General features: G+C 68.9%; 23 protein-coding genes. 10 read left to right on the top strand and 13 right to left on the bottom strand.

Annotation, left to right across the window (positions count from 1 at the left end; translation table 11 throughout):
• Positions 1–16: 16 nt before the first annotated feature.
• Both ACOCEP_RS05245 and hppD read right to left on the bottom strand, forming a co-directional pair.
• The gene (locus tag ACOCEP_RS05245) at positions 17–574 is read right to left on the bottom strand and encodes a YbaB/EbfC family nucleoid-associated protein (RefSeq protein WP_192743466.1); all 558 of its coding nucleotides are present in this window, start codon (positions 572–574) and stop codon (positions 17–19) included.
• A 213-nt stretch (positions 575–787) separates the two neighbouring features.
• Positions 788–1987: a 4-hydroxyphenylpyruvate dioxygenase gene (hppD, locus tag ACOCEP_RS05240; protein WP_482336054.1), complete on the bottom strand. Its 1200-nt coding sequence runs from the start codon at positions 1985–1987 to the stop codon at positions 788–790.
• Between the two features lie 120 nt (positions 1988–2107).
• On the opposite strand from hppD, the gene ACOCEP_RS05235 reads away from it, so the two are divergent.
• On the top strand, positions 2108–2581 hold the full coding sequence (locus ACOCEP_RS05235; protein WP_482336053.1) for an Lrp/AsnC family transcriptional regulator: 474 nt from the start codon (positions 2108–2110) through the stop codon (positions 2579–2581).
• Here ACOCEP_RS05235 and ACOCEP_RS05230 read toward each other — a convergent pair.
• The 3 genes from ACOCEP_RS05230 to ACOCEP_RS05220 all read right to left on the bottom strand — a co-directional run bounded on the left by ACOCEP_RS05230 (position 2578) and on the right by ACOCEP_RS05220 (position 4664).
• Complete coding sequence (locus ACOCEP_RS05230; protein ID WP_482336052.1) at positions 2578–3381, bottom strand: MBL fold metallo-hydrolase; 804 nt, start codon at positions 3379–3381, stop codon at positions 2578–2580. The genes ACOCEP_RS05235 and ACOCEP_RS05230 overlap by 4 nt on opposite strands.
• A gap of 127 nt (positions 3382–3508) precedes the next feature.
• Positions 3509–4009 carry a transcription elongation factor GreA gene (gene greA, locus ACOCEP_RS05225; protein ID WP_016337198.1) on the bottom strand — a complete coding sequence of 167 codons (501 nt, stop codon included), beginning with the start codon at positions 4007–4009 and terminating at the stop codon, positions 3509–3511.
• 199 nt (positions 4010–4208) lie between these two features.
• Positions 4209–4664, bottom strand: a complete 456-nt coding sequence (locus tag ACOCEP_RS05220) for a DUF4307 domain-containing protein (protein WP_482336050.1) — start codon at positions 4662–4664, stop codon at positions 4209–4211.
• A 145-nt stretch (positions 4665–4809) separates the two neighbouring features.
• On the opposite strand from ACOCEP_RS05220, the gene mca reads away from it, so the two are divergent.
• Together mca and ACOCEP_RS05210 are read left to right on the top strand one after the other, a co-directional pair.
• Complete coding sequence (gene mca, locus ACOCEP_RS05215) at positions 4810–5703, top strand: mycothiol conjugate amidase Mca (protein WP_482336048.1); 894 nt, start codon at positions 4810–4812, stop codon at positions 5701–5703.
• The gene (locus ACOCEP_RS05210) at positions 5704–6027 is read left to right on the top strand and encodes a hypothetical protein (RefSeq protein WP_482336047.1); all 324 of its coding nucleotides are present in this window, start codon (positions 5704–5706) and stop codon (positions 6025–6027) included.
• 72 nt (positions 6028–6099) lie between these two features.
• On the opposite strand, the gene ACOCEP_RS05205 is transcribed toward ACOCEP_RS05210, so the two are convergent.
• Both ACOCEP_RS05205 and ACOCEP_RS05200 read right to left on the bottom strand, forming a co-directional pair.
• Positions 6100–8592: a polynucleotide kinase-phosphatase gene (locus tag ACOCEP_RS05205; RefSeq protein WP_482336045.1), complete on the bottom strand. Its 2493-nt coding sequence runs from the start codon at positions 8590–8592 to the stop codon at positions 6100–6102.
• Positions 8589–9956 (bottom strand): 3' terminal RNA ribose 2'-O-methyltransferase Hen1, encoded by a 1368-nt coding sequence (locus ACOCEP_RS05200; protein WP_482336044.1) that lies wholly within the window; start codon positions 9954–9956, stop codon positions 8589–8591. Before ACOCEP_RS05200 ends, ACOCEP_RS05205 begins: the two co-directional genes overlap by 4 nt.
• Positions 9957–10019: 63 nt before the next feature.
• On the opposite strand from ACOCEP_RS05200, the gene ACOCEP_RS05195 reads away from it, so the two are divergent.
• On the top strand, positions 10020–12038 hold the full coding sequence (locus ACOCEP_RS05195; protein WP_482336042.1) for a thioredoxin domain-containing protein: 2019 nt from the start codon (positions 10020–10022) through the stop codon (positions 12036–12038).
• Here the strand turns inward: ACOCEP_RS05195 and ACOCEP_RS05190 are convergent.
• Positions 12019–12489: a hypothetical protein gene (locus ACOCEP_RS05190; RefSeq protein ID WP_482336040.1), complete on the bottom strand. Its 471-nt coding sequence runs from the start codon at positions 12487–12489 to the stop codon at positions 12019–12021. The two genes, ACOCEP_RS05195 and ACOCEP_RS05190, sit on opposite strands and share 20 nt — an antisense overlap.
• A 163-nt stretch (positions 12490–12652) precedes the next feature.
• Here ACOCEP_RS05190 and ACOCEP_RS05185 point away from each other — a divergent pair, with 163 nt between their 5' ends.
• Positions 12653–13213 carry a hypothetical protein gene (locus ACOCEP_RS05185; RefSeq protein WP_482336038.1) on the top strand — a complete coding sequence of 187 codons (561 nt, stop codon included), beginning with the start codon at positions 12653–12655 and terminating at the stop codon, positions 13211–13213.
• A gap of 79 nt (positions 13214–13292) precedes the next feature.
• On the top strand, positions 13293–15179 hold the full coding sequence (locus tag ACOCEP_RS05180) for an acyl-CoA dehydrogenase family protein (RefSeq protein ID WP_482336036.1): 1887 nt from the start codon (positions 13293–13295) through the stop codon (positions 15177–15179).
• 5 nt (positions 15180–15184) lie between these two features.
• Here ACOCEP_RS05180 and ACOCEP_RS05175 read toward each other — a convergent pair whose 3' ends face one another.
• Positions 15185–15634, bottom strand: a complete 450-nt coding sequence (locus ACOCEP_RS05175) for a pyridoxamine 5'-phosphate oxidase family protein (protein ID WP_482336035.1) — start codon at positions 15632–15634, stop codon at positions 15185–15187.
• Between the two features lie 230 nt (positions 15635–15864).
• On the bottom strand, positions 15865–16506 hold the full coding sequence (trhA, locus tag ACOCEP_RS05170; protein WP_037342457.1) for a PAQR family membrane homeostasis protein TrhA: 642 nt from the start codon (positions 16504–16506) through the stop codon (positions 15865–15867).
• A 131-nt stretch (positions 16507–16637) separates the two neighbouring features.
• Here trhA and ACOCEP_RS05165 point away from each other — a divergent pair, with 131 nt between their 5' ends.
• Entirely contained in the window at positions 16638–17414 is a 777-nt protein-coding gene (locus ACOCEP_RS05165) for an isoprenyl transferase (RefSeq protein ID WP_061986121.1), read from the top strand.
• A 61-nt stretch (positions 17415–17475) separates the two neighbouring features.
• Here the strand turns inward: ACOCEP_RS05165 and ACOCEP_RS05160 are convergent, their stop codons facing one another.
• The gene (locus tag ACOCEP_RS05160; RefSeq protein ID WP_482336033.1) at positions 17476–17724 is read right to left on the bottom strand and encodes a hypothetical protein; all 249 of its coding nucleotides are present in this window, start codon (positions 17722–17724) and stop codon (positions 17476–17478) included.
• A 727-nt stretch (positions 17725–18451) separates the two neighbouring features.
• On the opposite strand from ACOCEP_RS05160, the gene phoH2 reads away from it, so the two are divergent.
• Positions 18452–19738: an RNA 5'-3' helicase PhoH2 gene (phoH2, locus tag ACOCEP_RS05155; RefSeq protein WP_340688566.1), complete on the top strand. Its 1287-nt coding sequence runs from the start codon at positions 18452–18454 to the stop codon at positions 19736–19738.
• Between the two features lie 51 nt (positions 19739–19789).
• Here phoH2 and guaB1 read toward each other — a convergent pair whose 3' ends face one another.
• Positions 19790–21229: a GMP reductase gene (gene guaB1, locus ACOCEP_RS05150; protein WP_482336031.1), complete on the bottom strand. Its 1440-nt coding sequence runs from the start codon at positions 21227–21229 to the stop codon at positions 19790–19792.
• A 35-nt stretch (positions 21230–21264) separates the two neighbouring features.
• On the opposite strand from guaB1, the gene ACOCEP_RS05145 reads away from it, so the two are divergent.
• On the top strand, positions 21265–21735 hold the full coding sequence (locus tag ACOCEP_RS05145; protein ID WP_482336030.1) for a DUF309 domain-containing protein: 471 nt from the start codon (positions 21265–21267) through the stop codon (positions 21733–21735).
• On the opposite strand, the gene ACOCEP_RS05140 is transcribed toward ACOCEP_RS05145, so the two are convergent.
• A complete protein-coding gene (locus ACOCEP_RS05140; protein ID WP_482336029.1) occupies positions 21721–22125 on the bottom strand; it encodes a winged helix-turn-helix transcriptional regulator in 405 nt (134 codons plus the stop codon). The genes ACOCEP_RS05145 and ACOCEP_RS05140 overlap by 15 nt on opposite strands.
• On the opposite strand from ACOCEP_RS05140, the gene ACOCEP_RS05135 reads away from it, so the two are divergent.
• On the top strand, positions 22117–22491 hold the full coding sequence (locus ACOCEP_RS05135; protein WP_482336028.1) for a YybH family protein: 375 nt from the start codon (positions 22117–22119) through the stop codon (positions 22489–22491). The genes ACOCEP_RS05140 and ACOCEP_RS05135 overlap by 9 nt on opposite strands.
• Positions 22492–22551 lie beyond the last annotated feature (60 nt).

The following is a 22551-nucleotide window of genomic DNA, read 5'->3' as shown; positions in this document are numbered from 1 at the left end:
CAGGCCGGATGGACGTCTACGAAAGGATGCTGCCGCCGAAGTCGTCGTCATCGTCGTCCTGCGTGCGGCGGCGGCGCGGGATCGGCTTCGGCTGAGGTGGGTTCTGGGGCGGATTCGCCTGCGTGGACGGCGGCGGGGGCTCTTCCTCCTCCGGGCCGAAGCGGTGGTGCCGCTCGGGTTCCGGCGGTGCGAGGTTCTCCTCCGGCGGGGCTTCCGGGAAGGTGCTCTGTGCCTCCGCGATCACCCGGTTCGCCGTCTCGTCGGTGGTCCCGACCGTCTCGGCCATCGCCGCCTGCAGCAGCTCCGGGATCCGGGACTGCGCGAGCTGGACGAGGCGCATGACCTGCGACGAGACCTCCGCCATCCGTTTGCCGCTCGCGGCTTCGGAGATGACCAGGTTCGTGAGCAGGCCCTTCGAGTCGATCGTGACCTCGATGGTGTTGTCCTTCGACCGCTCGGTGACGGTCTGACCCTGCATGCGCGCGGCCATCGCCTGATAGCGCGCGGCGGTCTCCTGGATCTGCTTCGTCCAGTTGTCCACCATGCGTTCGCTGGCGTCGACGTTGTCCGGCATCGGGACCCTTCCAAAAGCTGCATGCTGACGTCTTCACACTGACGGTCCGAAGACGCCACCGGTTCCGGTGTGCTCGAAGTTTCGTCGAACAGCCTAGTGCTCATCCGGTGTACCACTCAGGGGCGACAAAGTCGGCCCCGTCACGCAGCGAAAGGGCCCCTCACCGCACGAAGTGCGATGAAGAGCCCTTTCACGCCCTGCGAAACCGCCGGGTCAGAGGTTTCCGCGGCGCTCCTGCTCACGCTCGATGGCCTCGAACAGGGCCTTGAAGTTGCCCTTGCCGAAGCCGAGCGAACCGTGCCGCTCGATGAGCTCGTAGAACACCGTCGGACGGTCGCCGATCGGCTTGGTGAAGATCTGCAGCAGATAGCCGTCCTCGTCGCGGTCGACCAGGATGCGGTGCTCCTTGAGCTTCTCGATCGGCACCCGGACCTCGCCGATCCGCGCGCGCAGCTCCGGGTCGTCGTAGTAGGAGTCCGGGGTGTCGAGGAACTCGACGCCCGCGGCGCGCATCGCCTTCACCGTCGCGACGATGTCGTTGGTGGCCAGCGCGATGTGCTGGCAGCCCGCGCCGCCGTAGAACTCGAGGTACTCGTCGATCTGCGACTTCTTCTTCGCGATCGCCGGCTCGTTGAGCGGGAACTTGACGCGGTGGTTGCCGTTGGAGACCACCTTGCTCATCAGTGCCGAGTACTCGGTCGCGATGTCGTCGCCGACGAACTCCGCCATGTTCACGAAGCCCATGACGCGGTGGTACCAGTCGACCCAGTAGTCCATCTTGCCGAGTTCGACGTTGCCGACGCAGTGGTCGACGGCCTGGAAAAGCCGCTTCGGCGCCCCTTCCGGGCGGACGACGCTGCTCTCGCGCGGTTCGTAACCGGGCAGGTAGACGCCGGTGTACTTCGACCGGTCGACCAGCGTGTGGCGGGTCTCGCCATAGGTCGCGATCGCGGCGACGCGCACGGTGCCGTGCTCGTCGGAGACGTCGTGCGGCTCCTCGAGGACGGTGGCGCCCTGCGAGCGGGCGTGCTCGATGCACCGGTCGACGTCGGCGACCTCGAGCGCGAGGTCGATCACGCCGTCGCCGTGGCGGCGGTGGTGGTCGAGCAGCGGGGAGTCGGGCCGGACGCCGCCGGTGATCACGAAGCGGGCCGAGCCCGACTTCAGCACGAACGACTTGCGCTCGAAGTTCCCGGTCTCGGGACCGGAGTACGCGACGAGCCGCATGCCGAACGCGACCTGGTAGAACCACGCGGTCTGCGTGGCGTTGCCCGCGATGAACACCACCGCGTCCATCGACTTCACCGGGAAGGGGTCGGTCGAAGAGTCGTGGTCGACGAGGCCGACGAGCTGACGCAGCTGGTCGTAGCTCACGTCGTCAAGAGCACCCTGGGGTTCCACTGTGTGCGTCATGTCTGAAGCATCCGAGCGCGTGACAAAATGCGCAATGGTCAAAGATTTCACTGAACACTATGATCAGTCGAGGCCGGGTCGGCGCGGTCAAAGTGGACAACCTGTTTAGGAGTAGACGTGATGCCGGAAGCGCTCGACGCGCTGGACGCGCGGCTGCTGCTGTTGCTCACCGACTCGCCCCGGCTCGGTGTGCTCGAATGCGCCCGTCGTCTCGGCGTCGCGCGGGGCACCGTGCAGGCCAGGCTGGACCGGCTGACCGAACGCGGGATCCTCGGCGGATTCCCGCCCGAACTCGACCTCGCGGCGATGGGATACGGCCTCACCGCGTTCGCCGTCCTGGAGATCGCACAGGGCCGCCGGGCCGAGGTGGCGGAGGCGCTGTCCGCGATCGACGAGGTGTGCGAGGTCTACGCGACGACCGGCCAGGGCGACCTCTTCGTCCGCATGGTGGCGCGCAACAACGACGACCTGCAGCGCGTGGTGGACGAGGTGGTCGGCGCGCCGTACGTGCGGCGGACGTCGACGTCGATCGCGTTGTCGACGCCGGTTCCGCCGCGCGTACGGCCGCTGCTGGAACGGCTGGCGCGGAGCTAGCCCACCTGGCTCAGGTACCGCTTCGCCGACCGCTGGACGGCCTCGTGCCCGTCGGTGCGGATGATCGCGTCCCACCAGGCGCCGTAGATCGCCTCGAACTCGTACGGTTCGAGCATCTCGGCGGCGCGGCGGACGACCTCGGGACGTTCCGGGATCAGGTTCGGGTAGCTGTACATCATGCCGACGAAGCGGCGGTCGGGGATGACCTGCAGGATGTCGCCCGAGAGCACCGCGCCGCGGCCGTTCTCGCCGTCCGGCCAGTGCAGCACGGTCCCGCCGGCGAAATGCACGCCGAGATTGATCAGGCGCAGGTCGGGGGCGACGTCGAGGGTCGCGCCGCTCCACAGCTTGATCGCCGGATCCGGCCTGCCGATCCACTGCTGGTCGCCTTCGTGCAGGTAGATCGGCACGTCGAAGGCGTGGGCCCACTCGACCATGGTGGTGTAGTAGTGCGGGTGGCTGATCGCGATGCCGGTGATCCCGCCCAGGTCACGGACCTTGGCGACGAGGTCGTCGTCGATGAAGCCCGCGCAGTCCCAAAGGAAGTTGCCGGATCCGGCCTTGACCAGCAGCGCTCGCTCACCGATGGCGAAGTTGGGAGTGGACCCGACCCCGATGAGGCCGGGGCCCTGCTCCTCGATACGGGCCGTGTACGTCCCGCTCGCGCGGACGGTGTTCAGATCGGTCCACCGCTGTCCGGCCTGCGGGACGTACTGACGTTCGTCCTCGCAGATCGGGCAGTCGGACCTGGGTTCCGCGTACTGCATGCCGCAGGCGACGCAGATGGGTAGTTCGCTCATCGTTCCCTCCAGAGTTCTCCGGAGGTCACGCTAACGGCTCATATGCGCGCCCGGCCATGTCGGGCCGGGCGCGCGACGGGCGAGTCTCCGTCGGGCGCTGGGCGCCTCGGGGAGACCAGCGGCGCACTTACTTGCCGGTGTAGGGCACGGCCTTGACGAGCGTCACCTTCTGGATGCTGCCGTTGGGCAGCTCGTACTCGCGGGTCTCGCCTTCTTTGGCGCCGAGCAGCGCCTTGCCGAGCGGGGACTCCGGCGAGTAGACGTCGAGGTCACCCTCGGTGCCCTCTTCGCGGGTCGCCAAGAGGAAGTTCTCGTCCTCGTCGTCGCCGTCGTAACGCACGGTGAGAACCTTGCCCGGTCCGGCGCTGCCGTCGTTGGCGGGCGGCTCGCCCACCTTGGCCGAGCGGAGGAGCTCCTGGAGGTGACGGATGCGGGCCTCGTGCTGGCCCTGCTCCTCGCGGGCGGCGTGGTAGCCGCCGTTCTCCTTGAGGTCGCCCTCTTCCCGGCTGTCGTTGATCTTCGCAGCGATGACCGGGCGGAGCTCGATGTAGTGGTCGAGTTCCTGCTTGAGCCTGTCGTAGGCATCCTGGGTCAGCCAGGTCACCTTTGTGTCGCTCACGGTCACCATCTCCTAGTAGGGCCTGCCAGGCTTGGGTGTACAAGCCGGCCACCGGGCCGGCATGGCGCGCCGGCCTGGCTGAGATAAAGGAAAAACACGGCCCGTCTTGGGCCGTGCCGGTAGATCAGAGTAACACGGCGCGAGGCATCGCCGCCGGTGGAATTCGGTCGCGCCTCGGCGTTGGGCGCCCGTTTCACCCCGTTGGCCGCTATGGCCTTGACAGGTACCGTGGTACGTCGTATGAGCATCCGAAGATATCAGCCGTGACCGGCCTTCCGATGCTCTTGATGGTGGTCGTCACCCTGCTGTTCTTCGAACCAGGCTGAATCAGGACCTCTTTACGGCCGCTTTCGGCCCCCGCCTTGTCCCGGACCCGGACGACGCAGACACCCGGACGGTTCACATCGTCCCTGGTCACGTTGATGGTGATCTCCATCGCGTCGCCCGGCTTCTCGTCGAACGAGACGCGTTCGCCCTCGATGGGCGCGCTGCCGAAGTTCGTGTACGCGACATAGGCGATCCCGCCGCTGACCAGCAGCGCCACCAGGCCGAACACCAGGCGCCGCCAGCGGGCGGGCTTCGCGGAGCGGGTTTTGCCGTACCGGTCCTCGGGCACGTCCGTCCGGGTGCTTTCCGCGCTGGGAGCGTCCTGTCCCGTGCTCAACCCGGGCCTCCCGGTAGGTCTCGTCGTGCTCGCAGGGACAATGGGGTCGTATGCGAGTGGTTCCCCTCGAGTATCCGCGCCCGGCCGGGCGGGCCGTCAGGCAGGGTCGCAGGGGAACAGGGAACGAGAAGGGGACGTTCGGAGCATGGTGCCAGCCAACGAACCGCCGAAGTCACGCCTCCGCCTGATGGCGGTGCACGCGCACCCCGACGACGAGTCGAGCAAGGGTGCCGCCACCATGGCCAGGTACGCCGCCGAAGGGCACGAGGTCATGGTCGTGACCTGTACCGGCGGCGAAGCGGGCAGTGTGCTGAACCCGGCCATGGACCGTCCCGAAGTACTGGCCAACATGACCGAGATCCGCCGCGAGGAGATGGCCCGCGCGGCCAAGATCCTCGGTGTGAGCCACGTCTGGCTGGGGTTCGTCGACTCGGGGCTGCCCGAGGGCGACCCGCTGCCCCCGGTTCCGGAGGGTTCGTTCGCGGTCATCCCGCTGGAGGAGTCCACCGGCGCGCTGGTGAAGGTCATCCGCGAGTTCCGTCCGCACGTGATCGTCACCTACGACGAGAACGGCGGGTACCCGCACCCCGACCACATCCGCACGCACGAGATCTCGGTCGCGGCCTTCGACGCCGCCGGCGAGGCGGAGCGCTATCCGGACGCGGGCGAGCCGTGGCAGCCGATGAAGCTGTACTACGTGCACGGGTTCTCGCGCGCCAGGATGACGGTGTTCCACGAGGCCCTGGTCGAGCGAGGCCTGGAGTCGCCCTACGAGGAGTGGCTCAAGTCGTGGGACCCGGAGAAGGCCGACGTCATGGAGCGGGTGACCACCCGCGTCGAATGCGGCGACTTCTTCGAACAGCGTGACGAGGCGCTCAAGGCGCACGCCACCCAGATCGACCCGAACAGCCGCTGGTTCGCCGTCCCGCGTGACCTGCAGCGCGAGGTCTGGCCGACCGAGGAGTACGAGCTGGTCCGCTCACTGGTGGACAGCACCCTGCCGGAGGACGATCTGTTCGCCGGCTTGAAGGAGGGCTAGATGAGTTTCGTGGTGCCGGCGTTCGCCGTCGTTCCGGTGACGGAGGCGTCGCAGTTCCTGGCGCAGCAGCCCGGCAACGGCGACAACGGCGGCCAAGGTGAGGACTTCGGCAAGTCGTCGCCGGTGGGTTTCCTGATCCTGATCCTGTTCCTGATCGCCGTCGCGCTGCTGGTGCGGTCGATGACCAAGCACCTGAAGCGGGTACCGGAGAGCTTCGACGAGCCCGCGGAGGCTCCCGCTTCGGCTGAGGAGACTCCCGAAGCCCCGAAGGCCGAGAGCGAGCCGGTCGCGAAGGCCGAGAAGCCGACCGCCAAGTCCGACTGAGCGCTGCTATGAACGGTCCGTTCCTTGCAAATTTTGCAAGGAACGGACCGTTCATGGCATTTTCGAAGCGCGTCAGAGGCGAGGGTCGACCGGATCCGACTCCAGCGCCAGCACGGCGAACACGCACTCGTGCACCCGCCACAGCGGTTCCCCGCGCGCCAGCCGGTCCAGCGCCTCCAGCCCCAGCGCGTACTCGCGCAGCGCCAGCGCCCGCTTCCGGTTGAGCCCTCGCTTGCGAAGGCGCGCGAGGTTCTCCGGCAGCGTGTAGTCCGGCCCGTAGATGATCCGCAGGTACTCGCGCCCGCGCACCTTCACTCCCGGCTGAACCAGTCCGCGTGTGCCCCGCGTCAGGTTCGCCGCCGGTTTGACGACCATGCCCTCGCCGCCCGCGCCGGTCAGCTCCAGCCACCACTCGACGCCCCGCGCCACCGACGCCGGGTCGGTGGTGTCCACGGCCAGCGTCCGCGTGCGCGTGAACCGGTCGCCGGTGAGCCGGTCCAGCAGCGAAAGATGCCACTCGTGCGGACGGTCGTGGTACGCGTGTCCCTCCGACGCCAGGAGCTGGAAAGGCGCCAGCCGGACGCCGTCGAGGCCGTCGGTCGGCCAGCAGTAACGCCGGTACGCCTGCCGGTACGCGTCCACAGTGGACTCGCGAGTCCTGGTGCGCGCCACCAGCTCCGACACGTCGATCCCGCGAGCGGCGGCCGCGTCCAGTGACGCGACGGCGGCGGGCAGCACGGCTTGGGTCGCCGCACCGACGGCCGCGTACTGGCCTGAGATCAGCGACCCGGCTTTCGCGCTCCACGGCAGCAACTCCGCGTCGAGCAGCAGCCAGCCGGTGTCCAGTTCCTCGAACAGTTCCGACGCCGCTTCGCGCACATCGGCGAGCAGCCGCGCGTTCTGGTCCGGAGTGAAGAACGGACGGCCGGTGCGGGTGTGGACCGCGCCGGGTCCCTGGATCCCGAACCGCGCGGGAGCCACGTCGTCGTCACGGCACACGAGCACGACGGCCCGCGAACCCATGTGCTTCTCCTCGCACAGGACGTGATCGACACCCGCCGCGCGGAACTCGGCGAAAGCCTCCTCGGGATGTTCCAGGTAGCCGTCCGTGTCGGACGTCGAGCATGGCGCCATGGTCGGCGGCAGGTACGGCAGCCAGCGCGGGTCGACGGCGAAGCGGCTCATCACCTCGAGCGCCGCCGCCGACTGCTCGGCGGAGACTCCGACCCGGCCGTGGTGCCGGGTCTCGACGATCCGCTTCCCGGTGACGTCGCCCAGTTCCAGCACCGCGGGCTCGCGTCCGCCCAGCGGCCGCGCTGGTTCGAGCGGCCGGGCCGGCTCGTACCAGACCTTCTTCGCCTTCACCGAGACGACTTCCCGCTCCGGGTAACGCAAAGCGGTCAGCTTGCCGCCGAACACGCAGCCCGTGTCGAGACACATGGTCCCGTTGATCCACTCCGGTTCCAGTGTCGGTGTGTGTCCATAGAGGACCATCGCCTTGCCGCGGTAGTCGCGTGCCCACGGCAGCCGCACCGGCAGTCCGTACTCGTCGGTCTCGCCGGTGGTGTCGCCGTAGAGCGCGGTGCTCCGGACCCGGCCGGACGCGCGACCGTGGAACTTCTCGGGCAGGCCCGCGTGTGCCACGACGAGCTTGCCGCCGTCGAGGACGTAGTGCGCGATGAGTCCATCGCAGAAGGCGTGCGCCTTCGCGCGGAAGTCCTCGTCCTGCGCCGAAAGCTGTTCGAGGGACTCCGCGAGGCCGTGCGCCACCTTGACCTTGCGCCCGTTCAGCGCGCGGACCAGTTTCTGCTCGTGGTTCCCGCAGACGACCAGCGCGCTGCCCGCCTCGGCCATCGCCATCACCCGGCGCAGCACGCCCGGCGTGTCGGGGCCGCGGTCGACCAGGTCGCCGACGAACACCGCGGTCCGGCCCTCCGGGTGCACGCCGTCGACGTACCCCAGTTCGGTGAGCAGTTCGTCCAGTTCCTCGCGGCAGCCGTGGACGTCGCCGATGACGTCGAACGGCCCGGTCAGGTCGCGGCGGTCGTTGCGTAGCGGCTCGACGACGATCTCCGCTTCGGCGACCTCGGCTTCGCTCCGCAACACGTGCACGCGACGGAAACCCTCGCGCTCCAACGACTTCAGCGATCGGTGGAGTTCGCCGCGCTGACGCCGGACGACGTGTTCGCCGAAGTCGCGGTCGGGCCTGGCCTCGTTGCGGTCGTGGCAGACCTTCACGGGCAGATCCAGCACGATCGCCGTCGGAAGGACGTCGTACTCCTTCGCCAGCTTCAGCAGGCTCGCCCGCGACGCGCGCTGGACGTTCGTCGCGTCGATCACCGTGACCCGGCCCGCTTCAAGCCGCTTCGCCGCGACGTAGTGGAGCACGTCGAACGCGGCGGCCGACGCGCTCTGGTCGTTCTCGTCGTCGGCCACCAGACCGCGGAAGTAGTCGCTGGACAGCACCTGTGTCGGCGCGAAATGCGTCCGCGCGAAGGTCGACTTGCCGGAGCCGGAGGCACCGACGAGCACGACGAGGGACATGTCGGGAATGGTCAGTTTCATGCCACGGCCTCCTTTCGAGACGTGAAGACCGCCATTTGGGTCGGCGGTCCTGATTCCTGGGACTCCGGTCCCACCGGCAGGAGCCGGACGTCGTAGCCCTGTCGTTCCGCGACGCCGCCCGCCCACGAGCGGAACTGCTCGCGTGTCCACTCGAAACGGTGGTCAGCGTGCCGGAATCGGCCTTCTCCGAGGAATTCGAAGTGCCGGTTGTACTCGGCGTTCGGCGTCGTGACGAGCACGGTCCGCGGCGCGGCGACACCGAACACGGCGTGCTCCAGAGCGGGCAGACGCTCCTCGTCGACGTGCTCGATCACCTCCATCAGCACGGCCGCGTCGTAGCCTGCCAGCGACGGGTCCGCGTAGGTCAGCGCGGACTGCTTCAGGGTGATTCGCGACTTGTCCTTGAGCCGCTTGTCGGCGATGTCGAGCGCGCTCGCGGACACGTCGACACCGACGATCTCGGTGAACGACGGCTCCCTCTGCAACACGCGCAGCAGCGCGCCACCGCCGCAGCCGAGGTCGAGCACACGTCGCGCGCCCGCCGCCCGAAGCGCCGCGAGCACACTGCCCTGACGCTGGACGGCCAGCGGTTCCGGCCGGTCCGGCAGTTCGGTGACCCGGGCCTCGGCTTCGGCGGGCACGTCGTCGGCTTCGGCGAGCCGGTCGAGCGCGTACGAGACGATCTGGCGGCGTCGTTCGAGGTACCGGTTGGTGATCAGGTCCCGTTCCGGATGCCCGGCGAGCCAGCCTTCGCCGACGCGCAGCAGCTTGTCCGCTTCGTCCTGGCCGATCCAGTAGTGCTTGTCGCCGTCGAGGGCGGGCAGCAGGACGTACAGGTGCCGCAAAGCGTCGACGACGCGCTGGGTGCCGGTCAGCCGGAGATCGACGTAGCGGGAATCGCCCCATTGCGGGAATTCCGGGTCGAGCGGGATGGTCTTCGCTTCGACGTGCCAGCCGAGCGGTTCGAACAGCTTGTGGACGACCTCCGCGCCGCCGCGCGCGGTCAGCGACGGGACACGGATCTCCAGCGGGAAGCGCTCGTCGACGAGTTCCGGCCGGTTCGCGCACCGGCCGGCCAGCGCCGTGGTGAAGGCGGCCCGCAGCGCCACCGCCAGGTACGACCCGCCCGCGTACGGGCGGTCGTTGACGTACTGGGTCAGCGACGTGCCGCCACCGCGCACGAGGTCGACCGGGTCGATCTCGACCAGCAGCGCGACGGTGCAGCGCTCATCGGACGCCTCGGGGTAGAAGACGTGCGCCGTCCCGGCCGAGAGCGTGAGCGATTGCGCCTTCTCCGGATGTTTGTGCAGGAGAAAGCCGAGGTCGGTGGCCGGGTTCCGGGTGGTCGTCATGGTCAGGAGCACCGGAAGAGTGTCGCGCAGACGGCCGTTCCGCGCCCCCGCTTTTCCGCATGCGACCCTGGTGACATGTCGAACCGCCTGAAGGCCGCGACCAGTCCGTACCTGCTGCAGCACGCCGGGAACCCGGTGGACTGGTGGCCCTGGGGCGAGGAGGCGCTGGCCGAGGCGAAACGGCGGAACGTGCCGATCCTGCTTTCGGTCGGCTACGCGGCTTGCCACTGGTGCCACGTGATGGCGCACGAGTCCTTCGAGGACGAAGCCACCGCGACGCTGATGAACGCGAACTTCGTCAACATCAAGGTGGACCGCGAGGAGCGCCCGGACATCGACTCGGTGTACATGGCGGCCACGCAGGCGATGACCGGCCAGGGCGGCTGGCCGATGACGTGTTTCCTCACACCGGAAGGGGAGCCGTTCCATTGCGGCACCTACTATCCGCCGTCGCCGCGGCCGGGGATGCCGTCGTTCTCGCAGCTGCTCGTCGCGGTCGCCGAAGCGTGGGGCGAGCGCCCGGACGAGCTGCGGTCCGGCGCCCGGCAGATCATCGCCCACCTCACGGAGAAGAGCGGGCCGCTGCCCGCGTCCGTTGTGGACGGTGCGGCGCTGGACGCCGCGGTCGCGACGCTGCGCAAGGAGTACGACACCGCGAACGGCGGTTTCGGGGGAGCGCCGAAGTTCCCGCCCACGATGGCGTTGAACTTCCTGCTGCGGCACCATGAGCGCACCGGATCCGGCCTCGACATGGTCGAGCACACCGCCGAGGCGATGGCGCTGGGCGGGCTGAACGATCAGCTCGCGGGAGGGTTCGCGCGCTATTCGGTCGACGCGCGCTGGGAAGTGCCGCATTTCGAAAAAATGTTGTACGACAACGGTTTGCTGCTGCGCTTCTACGCGCAGTTCCACGGCGTGACCGGGTATGAGTACGCGCGGCGGACGGTCGAGGAGACCGCGGAGTTCCTGCTGCGCGACCTCGGAACGGCCGAAGGTGGTTTCGCCGCTTCGCTCGACGCGGACACCGACGGCGTCGAGGGGCTGACCTACGTCTGGACGCCCGCGCAGCTCGCCGAGGTCCTCGGCGAGGAGGACGGTGCCTGGGCCGCGGAGCTGTTCCAAGTCACTGAACGGGGGAACTTCGAGCATGGTGCTTCGACCCTGAGGCTGCGCGAGCCGCATCCAGAGGACGAAACGCGGTATGAGCGGGTCCGGCGTGCGCTGCTGGCCGCCCGCGACGAGCGTCCTCAGCCGGCCCGCGACGACAAGGTGATCGCCGCGTGGAACGGGCTCGCCCTCGGCGCGCTCGCCAAGGCGGGCGCTCGGTTGAATCGTCCACAATGGATCGAAGCGGCGGCTCGTGCGGCGGCTTTCCTGATGGGCACCCACTTCGTGGACGGACGGTTGCGCCGGACTTCACGCGGCGGCGTCGTCGGACCGACGGCCGGGGTGCTGGAGGATTACGCGTGCCTCGCCGAAGGCCTGCTCGAACTCCACCAGGCGACCGGTGAGCCGCGCTGGCTCGCCGACGCGCTCACCGTGCTGGACCTCGCCTTGGCCCACTTCGGCGTCCCGGACGCGACGGGCGCCTACTACGACACGGCCGACGACGCGGAAGTCCTGGTGCAGCGGCCTTCCGATCCGACCGACAACGCGAGCCCTTCGGGTGCTTCGGCACTGGCGAACGCCTTGCTGACCGCCTCCGTGCTGGCGGGACACGACCGGGTGGGCCGCTACCGGGAGGCGGCCGAACAGGCCTTGGCACGTGCGGGACGGCTCGCCGCCCACGCGCCGCGGTTCGCCGGGCACTGGCTCACGGTCGCCGAAGCCGCCGCGGCCGGTCCGGTTCAGGTGGCGGTCGTCGGTCCGGACGCGGCTTCCCGCGCGGATCTGCTGGCCGCCGCCGTCGCGTCGTCACCGGACGGCACCGTCGTCGTGAGCGGCGTATCGGACGCGGACGGAGTGCCGCTGCTGGCCGATCGGCCGCTGGTGGAGGGCGCCGCCGCCGCGTACGTGTGCCGCGGCTATGTATGCGAACGCCCGGTCACCACCGCCGAGGACTTGCGCGCTCAGCTCACCAGTCCCACGCCATAGGGGCGAAAGCGCCGCCGCCGGTCTGCGGCGCCCCCGCCGGCTTCACCGCGACCTGCGGTGCCTTCGGTTTGGTCGTGGTGGGCTTCGGCGGTTTCGTGGAGGTGGGCGGCGTTCCGACGATGGTGAACGCACGGGAGGTCTTCGTGCCGTCCAGGCAGGTGAACGTCGCCGTGTACTTGCCCGGCGTCTTGCCTGCCTTGCCGTAGCCGGCGGACTTCCCCCAGTTGCCGCCGATCGTCCACTGAAGCGGCGCCGCGAACCCCGGCGACGTCACCGGGGTCGCCGGTCCGCAGCCGCCCATCGCGGCCTTCGTCTCGGCGTAGATCTGCCCGCCGGGTTCGACCTCGGTCGGCTGCAGGAACCAGGACACGTCCTTCGCCTCCGCCGGCGCGACCACCGCCAGCTGCGCCGCTCCGAGCACGAGAGCGCCGATCATGGCCTTCTTCAGCATGAGGTTCCCCTTCCTCGTGGACTGCTGGTGGGAACACGTCCGCGCAGGTCATCCGGTTGCCCCGGGTTTCGCCGGGGGAGAACAGGCGTGAAAACCGGTTCTTGCGGGCGTAGCGTCGGTAGGGTCGTAATCATGTAATCACCTACCCAGGGCGGCGAGGCATATGGGACGCGGAAGCTGGAAGAGCCGGGGCGGCTGGCAGCAGGCGGACATCCCGTCGGCGGACGACGCGGCCGCGTGGTTCGGCGGACGGCTCCCGGAGGGCTGGTTCACGGGAGATCCCCAGGTCACGGTGGATCGCGAGGAGATCGTCATCGTCGGCGAGCTCCAGCCGCTCACCGGTGAGTACTCCGACGACGCCGCCCGTGCGGCGGCCGAGGACGGCCGGATCAGCCGGTTCCGCGAGGAGACCCGCGACGAGCGGATCGAGATCGCGCGCCAGGCCGAGCACCGGTATCAGCGCAAGGTCTCCTGGGGCGCGAGCCTCGGCGGCACGAGGCACCTGTTCACCACGCATTCGGCACCGGTCATGACCAGGCTGCGGCAGCGGGAACGCCTGGTCCTCGACACCCTGGTCGACGCCGGCGTCGCGCGGTCGCGGTCGGAGGCGCTCGCCTGGGCGGTCCGGCTGGTCGGGGAGCACGCGGACGCCTGGCTCGCCGAGCTGCGGGAGGCGATGACCAAGGTCGACGATCTCCGCGCACAGGGGCCGGACCTTTCCTGAACGCGCGGTCCCGGCTCGGGCTGCGGCCCCCGATGCGGTGCGGCAGGCTGAACGCAGACCGCACCGCATCGGAGGAATCGTGGACACACCAGGCCTTCCCGCGAAGATCGACCCGGACGCGCTGACCACCGTCCTCGATGGACGGTGGGCCGGGCTTCGCCGCGCGGTCCGCGAACAGATGGCCGCGGAGGTCTTCGAAGACGCTGTCGATGTCGACACCGAAGCCCATCGCGCCCAGGTGCTCGAATGGCTGCGGCTGCTCGCCCGCACCGACCGTCCGGGGCTCGGCTTCGACCCGGCGTACGGCGGTGGCGGAGACGTCGGCGGCGCGTTGACGTCGTTCGAGATGCTGGGCTTCGGCGACCTTTCGCTGATGGTCAAGGCCGGTGTCCAATGGGGCCTGTTCGGCGGGGCGGTGCAGCTGCTCGGCACCGAACGCCACCACGAGCGCTACCTGCGCGAGATCAAGGATCTGGAACTGCTGGGCTGTTTCGCGATGACCGAGCACGGCCACGGCTCGGACGTCCAGCATCTCCGCACCACCGCGACCTACGACCCGGCGACGCGTGAGTTCGTCGTGCACACGCCGGACCGGGGCGCGACGAAGGAGTACATCGGCAACGCCGCCCGCGACGGCGAACTCGCGGTGGTGTTCGCGCAGCTGATCACCGGCGGCGAGTCGCGCGGCGTGCACGCGTTCCTGGTGCCGATCCGCGGCGAGAAGGCGCGTGGCGTCGAGATCGAGGACTGCGGCCGCAAGGCGGGTCTCAACGGCGTCGACAACGGGCGGCTCACCTTCACCCAGGTGAGGGTTCCGCGCGAGGCGCTGCTCAACCGGTTCGGTGACGTCGCCGAGGACGGCACGTACACGAGCCCGATCGAGAGCGACGGCCGCCGGTTCTTCACGATGCTCGGCACGCTCATCCGCGGCCGGGTCAGTGTCGCGGGAAGCGCCGGCAGCGCGACGAAACGCGCGCTCGCCTTGGCCATCCGGTACGGCGAGCGGCGGCGGCAGTTCGCGCGGCCCGGCGGCGAGGAGGTCGTGATCCTCGACTACCGCGCCCATCAGCGGAAACTGCTGCCTGCGCTCGCGACGTCGTACGCGCTGCACTTCGCGCAGGAAGCACTCGTCTCGAAGCTGCATGACATCGCCGAGGACGCGCCGGAGGAGGAACAGCGCGAGCTGGAGTCGCGTGCCGCGGGGATCAAGGCCGTCTCGACCTGGCACGCGACCGCGACCATCCAGGCCGCCCGTGAGGCTTGCGGTGGCTCCGGCTATCTCTCGGAGAACCTGCTCGCCGGGCTGAAAGCGGACACGGACGTCTTCACCACCTTCGAGGGTGACAACACCGTGTTGTTGCAACTGGTCGCGAAAGGCCTGCTGACCAGCTACAAGGATCATTTCGAAGACCTCAGCCCGCTCGCGACCGCACGGTTCGTGGCGGAGCAGCTCGTCGAGGCCGTGATCGAACGGACGGCCGCGCGCAGGGTCGTCGAGCGGTTCACCGAAGCCGACGACGGCGATGTCCTCTACTCGCGCGAATGGCACCTCAAGCTGTTCGAAGACCGCGAAGAGCACGTACTCGGCGGTGTCGCGCAGCGTCTGCGTAAGGCTGCCTCGGACCCCTTCGGCGTCTTTAACGACGCCCAGGATCACGTGCTGCGCGCCGGACGTGTGCACGTCGACCGGGTCGTGCTCGAAGCGTTCATCGACGCCATCGAACGCTGTGCCGATACCGAGGCCCGTGAGCTGCTGGAGCGGGTCTGCGACCTCTACGCGCTCGCGAACATCGAGGCGGACCGGGGCTGGTTCCTCGAACACGGACGCCTGACCTCCGGGCGCTCGAAGGCCGTCACCGCCGCGGTGAACGCGTTGTGCGCCGACCTGCGCCCGCACGCGCGGACGCTCGTGGACGCGTTCGCCATCCCCGAGCAGTACCTGGCGGCTCCGATGCTGCGGGACTGACCGCGTCAAGCGATGTCGAGGGCCGTTCCATAGAGTTTGTCGGCCTTGAGGGTGATGTAGAGCCTTCGCTCCGCGGCGATGGTCTCCAGGAACTCCGCCTCGTCTTCGGGCTTCTGCCGTTGTGCGGCGAGATATTCGAGGCCCGCCGCGTCGCCGGGTGACCGGGTGACTTCGGAGAGTTCCGCTTTCCCTTCCACGACAGCGAATTTCCAGTGGTCTGCGCTGGAGACGTAGAGGGACGCGGTCGGGTTGTTGCGGATCTGCTTGACCTTCAGACGGTCTTCGGTCGTGCTCACCCGGATCTCGCGCGTCTCGGGGTCCCACGTGTAGACGACGGTGGAGAGATGCGGACTTCCGTCGCGCTTGAGGGTCGCGAGTGCCCCGAAGGTGTGCTCGGTGAGGAAGTCGCTGAGGGCCGCGTCGTCGAGGCGGCGGGGCGGTGCGTTCTTGGCCATGGGGTGATCATGGCTCGACGGCGAGGGCGCCGGAAGAAGGCACTTTCTTGTGCCAGAGGGAACACGGTTGTGTCCGTCCTGGTCACGCCGGTGCCGCACTCGTGATCAGAGACGTAACTCGCGTGATCAGAGACGTAACTCGCGTGATCAGAGACGTAACTCGCGTGATCAGGCGCGCCACACGTGAGTTACGTGTCCAAACACGCGAGTTACGTGCCTGATCACGCGAGTTACGCGTACATCGCCAGCCAGATCGCGATGTAGTGGGACACCGCGGCGAGCACCGTGCAGGCGTGGAAGTACTCGTGATACCCGAAGGTGTCCGGGAAGTGGTTCGGCCACTTCACCGCGTAGAACACCGCGCCCAGCGTGTAGAACAGCCCGCCCACGCAGAGCAGGACGAGCGCCGCGACGCCGGCGTGCGTGGCCAGTTCCGGCAGGACGAAGACGGCGACCCAGCCCAGCGCGATGTAGATCGGCACGCCGAGCCAGCGTGGCGCGTTCGGCCACAGCATCTTCAGGGTGACGCCGCCGATCGCGCCGCCCCACACGATCGCGAGCACGATGTACCCGGTCGGCTGGGACATGGCCAGAAGGGTGAACGGCGTGTAGGTGCCCGCGATGAACAGGAAGATCATCGAATGGTCGGCGCGCTTCATCCATTCGTATGCTCGTGGGCTCCACAAGCGACGGTGGTACAGCGCGCTGACGCCGAAGACGCCGAGGACGGTCAGGCCGTAGACCGAAGTGGACAAAGCAGCGATACCGGACACAGTGGACGCCGCGAGACTGATGAGGGTCGCCGCTCCGGCGACCGCGCCGAAGAAGGACCAGAAGTGGATGTGCCCACGCAGCCGAGGACGCGTGTCCACTACGGGCGTGGGGCCGGACGGCTGGGGTTCGGTCACTACGCTCACTCGCCCAGGTTACGGCACCGTAGGTTTTTCGCCAGTGTCCGTGGCGCGTCCCACTGGGGCTCGCGAGGTGACTAGTCTCCACTGGCGTGAGTCTTCGGTCCTTCTTGTCAGACGTCGTGTACAGCGCCTACGGCAGGCGCTTGATCCAGCAGGCCAAGGGGCGTCATCCACGCCATATCGCCATCATGCTGGACGGCAACCGCCGCTGGGCGCGCGAAGCGGGCTTCACCGACGTCGCCGACGGGCACCGCGCGGGCGCCAAGAAGATCGCCGACTTCCTGAGCTGGTGCAACGAGGCCGACGTCGAGGTCGTCACCATGTGGCTGCTTTCGACGGACAACCTGGGCCGCGCGGCCGAGGAACTGAGCCCGCTGCTGAAGATCATCACCGACGTCACCGACGAACTCGCCGCGCCGCACACGCCGTGGCGCCTGCGCATCGTGGGAGCGCTCGACCTGCTGCCGCCGGAGGTCGCGAAGGCTCTCAGCGCGGCCGCCGAGCGCACCGAGGGGCGCACCGGGATGGAGGTCAACGTCGCGGTCGGTTACGGAGGGCGCCAGGAGATCGCCGACGCGGTCCGCAAGCTACTGCTCCAGCACGCCGACGAGGGCACCTCGATCCGGGAACTCGCGAAGATATTGGACGTCGACCACATATCCGAACACATGTACACGTCGGGCCAGCCGGATCCGGATCTGATTATCCGCACCTCGGGTGAGCAGCGGCTTTCCGGATTTCTGCTCTGGCAATCGGCGCATTCGGAATTCTGGTTCACCGAAGCTTATTGGCCCGCGTTCCGCCGGGTCGATTTCCTGCGGGCGATGCGCGATTACGCGTGGCGGCACCGGCGCTTCGGTTCCTGACCCCGGACATGACGAAGGCCCCGGCGTGCACTCCGGGGCCTTCGACGTCCACGTCCGAAGATCAGTGGTGGTGGTGCTCCAGCGAGTGGGCGATCAGCGCCGGGGTGAGGGCGATGCCCGTGTAGGCGCCGGCGACCAGGGAAGCGGCACCGTAGCCGAGCGCTCCGCCGCCCTCGATGAACGTGTTGTAGGCGTCGCCGAACGTCGGGTCCGGGGTGCCGGTGGTGTCGCCGGTGGCGGCGAACGCGGTCCCGCCGACCATCATGATGCCCGCGGCGACGGCGGAAACGAAACCAGCCTTCTTCAGCACTTCGCACTCCTAGGTAGAGATGTTCAGGGATCGGGGGCACCGAATCCGGTGGGGGTGTCCCGCAGTGAGAAAATTACTCGCTATTCAGGATTTGTGACCGTCTCGTAAGCCCATTGTGTGAGGCGGAAAAGGCGCGTTTCACTCGGTCCGGTTCTCTGTCTCGGGCACAAAATGCGTCCAGCGACGACGCGTGGTAGAACCTGCCGTCTCTTCAGGTGAACGCCCTGCGTCGCGTTAATCCATCCGGGTCGCAACGACGAGCGTCCCTGAATGGAGATCATCACTACACACCGTGACGGTGACCAGGTGTTCATGTCACGCGACCGACAGTGAGATGACGGTTTGGCGAATCACCGTGGTGGCTGCCTGCGCGATCGGCCGGACGCAGGTACCTTCCGGAAGTGAGGGTTCGCGTCCCATGCGGACTCTCGCGGGAGGCCCTGGTCGTGGCGGTTGTCGACAGGGCGGCACAGCCGCCCAGTGGATGCACGAGGGGGCCGGCACCCGGCCCTCGCGGCCGTGCCGACTGACGTTGAAGGACGTCAGAAGGAGCGGTTAGCCAGGGAGGTGCCCGGCCCAGCGAGTGCGGGCGTGGTGCCACGCCCACGAGGGAGATGCCGTCGTGACTGCGCAGCGTTCACCCCGCAAGGCCTCTGGCCGTTCTTCGACCGGTGCCTCTGGCCCGGAGAAAGCCTCGATCTCGCCCGAATCCCAGCGGTCCACTTACGTGCTCGACACGTCGGTCCTGCTCTCTGACCCCTGGTCGGTGACCCGTTTCGCCGAACACGCGGTCGTGCTCCCGCTGGTCGTCATCAGTGAACTGGAGGCGAAACGTCACCATCCCGAACTGGGGTGGTTCGCGCGCGAAGCGCTCCGCATGCTCGACGACCTGCGTCGTCAGCACGGCAGGCTCGACGCGCCGATCCCGATCGGTGAGCACGGCGGCACCCTGCAGGTGGAGTTGAACCACTCCGACCCCACGGTGCTCCCGGTCGGCTTCCGCACGGACTCCAACGACCACCGCATCCTCGCCTGCGCGCTCAACCTGGCGGCGGAACGCGCGTCGGTCACGCTGGTGACCAAGGACATCCCCCTGCGCGTCAAGGCGGGCGCCGTCGGCCTCGAAGCCGACGAGTACCGCGCGCAGGAGGTGACGCCCTCGGGCTGGACGGGCATGGCGGACGTGGACGTCCCGCAGACCCTGGTCGACGCGTTGTTCAGCGGGTCGTCCGTGGATCCGGCGGAGTTCGGGATGCCGGAGGTGGGTGAGCTGCCCTGTCACACCGGGCTCCGGCTGCTCGCGGGCAGTTCGAGCGCGCTGGGACGGGTCACCGCGGACAAGCGGATCCGGCTCGTGCGGGGTGACAAGGAGGCGTTCGGGCTGCACGGCCGGTCGGCCGAGCAGCGGGTGGCGCTGGATCTCCTGCTGGACTCCGACGTCGGCATCGTCTCGCTGGGCGGACGAGCGGGCACGGGCAAGTCGGCGCTCGCGCTCTGCGCGGGCCTGGAGTCGGTGATGGAACGCCGCCAGCACCGCAAGGTGGTCGTGTTCCGGCCGGTGTACGCGGTCGGCGGCCAGGATCTGGGCTACCTGCCCGGTTCCGAGAGCGAGAAGATGCAGCCGTGGGCGCAGGCGGTGTTCGACACCCTCGGCGGGCTGGTCAGCCAGGACGTCCTCGACGAGGTCTTCGACCGCGGCATGCTCGAGGTGCTCCCGCTGACCCATATCCGCGGCCGGTCGCTGCACGACACGTTCGTCATCGTCGACGAGGCGCAGTCCTTGGAGCGCAACGTGCTCCTGACCGTGCTCTCGCGGCTCGGCACGGCTTCGCGGGTCGTGCTCACGCATGACGTCGCGCAGCGCGACAACCTGCGGGTCGGGCGGCACGACGGCGTTTCGGCGGTGATCGAGAAACTCAAGGGTCACCCGCTGTTCGCGCATATCACGCTGACCCGCTCCGAGCGCTCGCCGATCGCGGCGCTCGTCACGGAGATGCTGGAGGACCACGGATAGCCGAAACCGGGGAGTCCACTTGAGACAGTCTCAAGTGGACTCCCCGGGATTTCACCAGCCCGCGGGCAGTGGACGTCCTTCCGCGAAACCGGCGGCGGACTGGATCCCGAGCAGCGCGCGCTCGTGGAACTCCTCCAGGGTGCGAGCGCCCGCGTACGTGCAGGCGGAGCGGACGCCGGAGCCGATGGAGTCGAGCAGGTCCTCGACGCCGGGGCGAGCCGGGTCCAGCGCCATCCGCGACGCCGAGATGCCCTCTTCGAACAGGCCCTTCTTGGCGCGCTCGAAGACGTTGTCCGTGCGCGTGCGGGCGCCGACGGCACGCTTCGACGCCATGCCGAACGACTCCTTGTACGGCTTGCCCTGCTCGTCGTAGCGCAGGTCGCCGGGGGATTCGTGGGTGCCGGCGAACCACGAGCCGACCATCGCCGCCGACGCGCCCGCGGCCAGCGCGAGCGCGACGTCGCGCGGATGCCGCACGCCGCCGTCCGCCCAGACGTGTTTGCCCAGTTCACGAGCCGCGGCCGCGCATTCGGCGACGGCGGAGAACTGCGGGCGTCCGACGCCGGTCATCATCCGGGTCGTGCACATGGCGCCGGGGCCGACGCCGACCTTGACGACGTCCGCGCCCGCGTGGATCAGGTCGCGCGTGCCCTCGGCGGTGACCACGTTCCCGGCGACCACCGGCACCTGGGGGTTCACCGACCGGACGGCCTTCAGCGCGGAGATCATCTTCTCCTGGTGGCCGTGCGCGGTGTCGACGACCAGCACGTCGACGCCCGCCGCGAGGACGGCCTCGGCCTTCGCCGCGACGTCGCCGTTCACGCCGATCGCCGCGGCGACACGCAGGTTGCCGCCGTCGTCGACGGCCGGGGTGTAGATCTCCGCGCGCAGCGCCGCGATCTCGGTCAGGACGCCGGCGAGCCTGCCGTTTTCGTCGATGCCGAGTGCGAGACGGCCGCCGTGGTCGTGCAGACGCTCGAAGACCTCACGCGGCGGCGTGTCCAGGGGGACCGTGACGACCGCGGGCTCCGCGACGTCGGCGAGGCGCGCGAAGCGGTCTACACCGGCGCAAGCCGCTTCGTCGACGACGCCGACGGGCTTGCCGTCCTCGTCCACGACGACGACGGCGCCATGGGCGCGTTTGCCGACCAGGTTCAGCGCGTCGGCCACCGCGTCTCCACCGGTCAGCACGAGCGGGGTGTCCCACACGGTGTGACGGCTCTTGACCCAGGTGACGATGTCGGCGACCGCGGCGACGTCGACATCCTGGGGGAGGACGACGAGCCCGCCGCGCCGGGCGACCGTCTCGGCCATCCGGCGGCCCGCGACGGCGGTCATGTTGGCGACCACGATCGGGATCGTCGCGCCGGTGCCGTCCACGGTGGACAGGTCGACGTCGAAACGGGACTCCACGTCCGACCGGTTCGGCAGGAGGAACACGTCGTCGTAGGTCAGGTCGTGAGCGGGCCGATGCCCGTCGAGAAAGCGCACGATGCCTCAGAATACCCGCGTGGGACACTGTCGGCATGACCGACCGGGACCGTGACGAAGCCGGACGAGCCCGCAACGCGCGCCCGCGGGACGGTCTCGGCAGGCCGCTCCCGTACGGCGCCGACGGTGTCGAAAGGCAGCCCGAGGGCATCGAGCGGGCCCCCGGGGACACCCTCTCCGAGGCGCAACGCCTGCTCGACGCCGGCCGCCCGTTTCACGCGCACGAGGTGTTCGAGGACGCGTGGAAATCCACCGACGGGCCGGAGCGGGAGCTGTGGCGCGGTCTCGCGCAGCTCGCCGTGGGCCTGACCCACGTGGCCAGGGGCAATGGGAACGGCGCGGCCTCGCTGCTGGAGCGCGGCGCCGAGAACATCGAGCCGTTCCGCGAGGCACGGCCGCACGGGATCGACATCCCTGGTTTGCAGGCCTGGGCGCGGACGATGGCCGACGAGGTGAAGGTGCGGGCTCGGGTGGAGCCGGTCGCGCCTCGCCTACTGGGCCAGTAGCGCCGAGCCGGAGCGATAGAGCTCGATCAGCAGCGGCCGCAGTTCCAGGCCTGCCGTGGTGAGCCGGTAGCTGGTCCGGCTCGGGAAGCCCGGCAGCTCCTCGCGGACGGCGAGGCGTCGCGAGGTCAGGTCCCCGAGGCGTTCTGTCAGCACCTTCGCGGACAAGCCGGGTAATGCCGCGCGGAGGTCACTGAAGGACTGGGGGCCGCCCATCAGTTCTCGCAGCACCAGCGTGGTCCAGCGGCCCGAGATCGCGGTGAGCGCGACCTCGACGGGACAGTCCGGCTCCGGCCGCCGCGTGCGGCCGCGCGCGTCCGGGACGAGTTCGCGGTCGAAGGTTTCCGTTTGGTGACCTGCTTCGCGGTCCGTTTCGCTGTCCGCATGACGCATTCCCTCAGTGTGCCTTTGACGACCGACCCCGCCGAACATCCCTTCGTCTTCCAAACCGCTTTCAACACCGGATCCGCCGAAATCCTCGACACGGTCTACGAGCCGGACGCCGTGTTCGTCCGCCGGGACGGCGTGCGGGTGAGCGGCGCGGAACGCCGGGCCGCGAACGGCGGGATCCTCGCGCTCGGACAGCCCATCAAGGTGACTCCGCGCCAGGTGCACGTGGCCGGTGACCTGGCCCTGCTGATCGTCGACTGGGTCATCGAGGGCCACCTCGCCGCGACGGCCACCGACGTCGCGCGGCGTGGTGAGGACGGGCTTTGGCGCTACGTGATCGACAACCCCTTCGGCGTCGGCGCGCCTTGAGCGCACGACATACCGCGAGTATGTTACTTCGAGTAGGGATACTGTCCAGTAGGTAGCGGC

It is taken from the genome of Amycolatopsis sp. CA-211722 (assembly GCF_056828465.1).
This window is presented reverse-complemented; position numbering and strand designations above follow the sequence as displayed.